The organism is Roseibium sp. RKSG952 (genome assembly GCF_009711355.1).
In genome coordinates, this window is record NZ_SMMF01000619.1 from 1 (window position 1) to 2,604 (window position 2,604).

Sequence of the window (2,604 nt, forward strand, 5' to 3'; positions counted from 1 at the left end):
AGGAAGGGGTTTGCCAGCGCTTCTGGATCACTCCTCGGAAAACCCGTATCCGGTCCACTTATACATAACGCTAGGCGTATCCTGATCGCCGATCGCTATCATCTCCGGTTCGTCCTCCCCTTCGATTTTATAGACTAGGGATCGAGAGCGGCCTTCGTACATCTTTATCCAGTTGTCGTAGGCGAGACGGTAGACCTGATAGAGACACCCCTCCGGAAGACAGTCGTCTGGAAGACGGCTCATCACGAATAGGTCCGGGGACGACCCTCCTGTGAGGTCGATGAAGTCAATCTCGAAAGTGCCGTCCTCAGGTGCCGTCTTACCCATGCGGGTTTCGTAATCCGGATTGACCACCTCCAGGCGAACGCGCTCGTGAAGAGGGTGAAACGACCTCCAAGCCGGGAGGCGATAGTCACGGGAAAGGAAGAAGCCGAGGTCGGAAATGATCTCGTGCTCCTTGATATAGTCGCTCAGGGATCGCGGCTGAATAAAGACCGACCTCAATCCGTCCTCAGCACCGGCGGTCGCCGGATATAAGGACGTTGCGACCGCGGAGAAAACAGCCGCAGTCGCAATTAGTTTTCTTAACTGCATCCGGACATGCCCGCTTGCTCAAGGTGGAAGTGAACGTAAGAGCCTGTGTATCCGGCATAGCTAGGAGATAGAACCAGCCTGAAGGTGCTACATGCGAAGCTTTTCGCCTGAACCGCAAGAACACCCTCGGGCGAAAGCGGCTCGTGCAAGGCGCCGAAGGAGATCTTCTGGCCTCCTACGACGAATCCTGAGACATCGATGGCGCGGCCAAGGGAGTGCTCGGTGATCGTGCCGGGCTTATTGCCGTTCTTGTCACGCTTCGGACCGCAGGTCCGGGTCGATCCGATACCGTAGTAGCTCGAGGCACCAAGCCCCTTCATTTGCTGGTCGAATTGAACCATGGCGAGCGCCGTGTCGCATGCCAGAGTCAGTTTCGCGCCCCACTGCATGTAGGGCGTCCCGCTCATGGAGACGGCGTTTTCAATGATGCATGTGGTGCCGCCATAGGAGCCGTTCTGAACCTGCCCCAGCTGGTTGAAGTCGACGCCCGCACCCTTCAGCTTGTTCATGCACTCGGGATCGGAGACGAAGGACGAGATCGTCGACATGCCATCCTGATCGGCATCGAATTCCCCGGCATAGGAGCAAGCAAGGACGTAGGACCAGCTGCCGGAACCGGGGCCAAAGGATTGGTTCTCGCACTGTTCCTTCCGGGGGCCTTTCTCGGCGTCCTCGGCCATTTTCTCCGCGTCCTCGCATTCCTCGCGCGTCATCAGGAACGGCTTGTACTTCTGACAGAATCCTGCAACGGAGCCGGAGAAGTTCGAACAGTCGATCGCATCGATCATCGGCATCGTGACCTCGCAGGTCTTCTTGCTCATATCCTTCTCGATCGGATTACAGCCATTGACCGCGCACATGAATTTTTCGACGCATGTGCCGTTAGCATCGTTCGTGGATGTCGATTTTCCAGAGGAACATTTCATTCCGTTAGCAATGTATTCCTTCACCTTACCTGCACCGAGCTGAGCGCCTGCAAGGAGTGAAGCCTTGGAAACCGTACCGCCACAAGGAAGGGATTGACCGACGGAATTCAACGCGCTGCCAAGGTATTTTTCGTTGAGCGTGTTGACTTCAGTGTAGATCGCCTCCTGCGCGGGTTTGTTGTTCAGGAAATCACTGTTACTGCTGATGCCGAATTTGCTTTGCGCCTTGGCCGACCACGTGATGCGATTGTCGTAGGCGTTGCCATCCTCCACTGCGTACCCAAGATCGAGCAGCTTCCTCTCACCGATCTGATACTTACCGAGAAAACCTTGCGAGTTTTTCGCAAGATACCCCCCGGAGCCGCCGGATTCGATCTTCGCGATGGCCTCTCTCGCCGACTGATTGCCGCACTGCGCGTTTTCGGGTTCGGTCACCGTTTCGGCGAACGACGACGTATCGGAGATGGAGGTCCCGATCACGATTGCGGATATCAATAGGGCAATGGAGGTGAAGCGCATGAATCCCTCTACGGTTGTTTTCGCAGTCCGGTAAAAAACACGCCGTCGCCGTCCGAGATGAAGCGACCGGAGGGGGATGCGGCGTGGAAGTCCATATTGCTGATCATGTCGAGATCGGCGATTTTCTTGGCTCCATTGAAGATTCGAATTGGACACGTCGTCATGCCGCAAACGCTCTCAGCGCCGAGCATCGTTACCGTAAGAACATCCTCGTCCCGCTTGAACTCACCCACGTAAACGTAAGGGCTCGCCTGACCTTCGTAGGATTTTCTGGCCTGCTCGAGATGGTCGGACCAATAGAGCTCTGCAACCTTGCTTTCGAGGGGGTATTGCGTGTAGTCGATCTTCACGTCATCCGCAGCGATGCCGGGAGCAAAGAGAGAGACGGCCGATACCAGCATGGTGGCGGCGACGAGGCGTTTCTTGAGTTCGGAATATTTCATGACGGCCTCTAAATGGATACTCAAGTGACTGCTCCCCACTCTAAAGGACGAGGTCTCCTGCCTCAACAGCTGCGGCCAATCTCTCGAGAAAGACTGCTGCCTCACAGGCCTGAGACGGACAG

At 56.0% G+C, this 2,604-nt stretch carries 3 protein-coding genes; all 3 read right to left on the reverse strand.

Translation table 11 applies throughout. The features are described from left to right. Positions 1–27: 27 nt before the first annotated feature. Genes E1297_RS02850 through E1297_RS02860 form a run of 3 tightly spaced genes read right to left on the reverse strand, consistent with a single transcriptional unit; the run spans position 28 to position 2,482 of the window. Complete coding sequence (locus E1297_RS02850; protein ID WP_155133660.1) at positions 28–594, reverse strand: hypothetical protein; 567 nt, start codon at positions 592–594, stop codon at positions 28–30. Next, positions 585–2,039, reverse strand: a complete 1,455-nt coding sequence (locus E1297_RS02855; RefSeq protein ID WP_155133663.1) for an extensin family protein — start codon at positions 2,037–2,039, stop codon at positions 585–587. The genes E1297_RS02850 and E1297_RS02855 overlap by 10 nt, the downstream gene beginning before the upstream one ends. Positions 2,040–2,047: 8 nt before the next feature. Then, entirely contained in the window at positions 2,048–2,482 is a 435-nt protein-coding gene (locus tag E1297_RS02860) for a hypothetical protein (protein ID WP_155133666.1), read from the reverse strand. Positions 2,483–2,604: the final 122 nt, after the last annotated feature.

Excerpts from the sequence above, each read along its gene's own strand:
- E1297_RS02850 (WP_155133660.1), bottom strand. The coding sequence starts at position 594 with ATGCAGTTAAGAAAACTAATTGCGACTGCGGCTGTTTTCTCCGCGGTC.
- E1297_RS02855 (WP_155133663.1), bottom strand. The coding sequence starts at position 2,039 with ATGCGCTTCACCTCCATTGCCCTATTGATATCCGCAATCGTGATCGGG.
- E1297_RS02860 (WP_155133666.1), bottom strand. The coding sequence starts at position 2,482 with ATGAAATATTCCGAACTCAAGAAACGCCTCGTCGCCGCCACCATGCTG.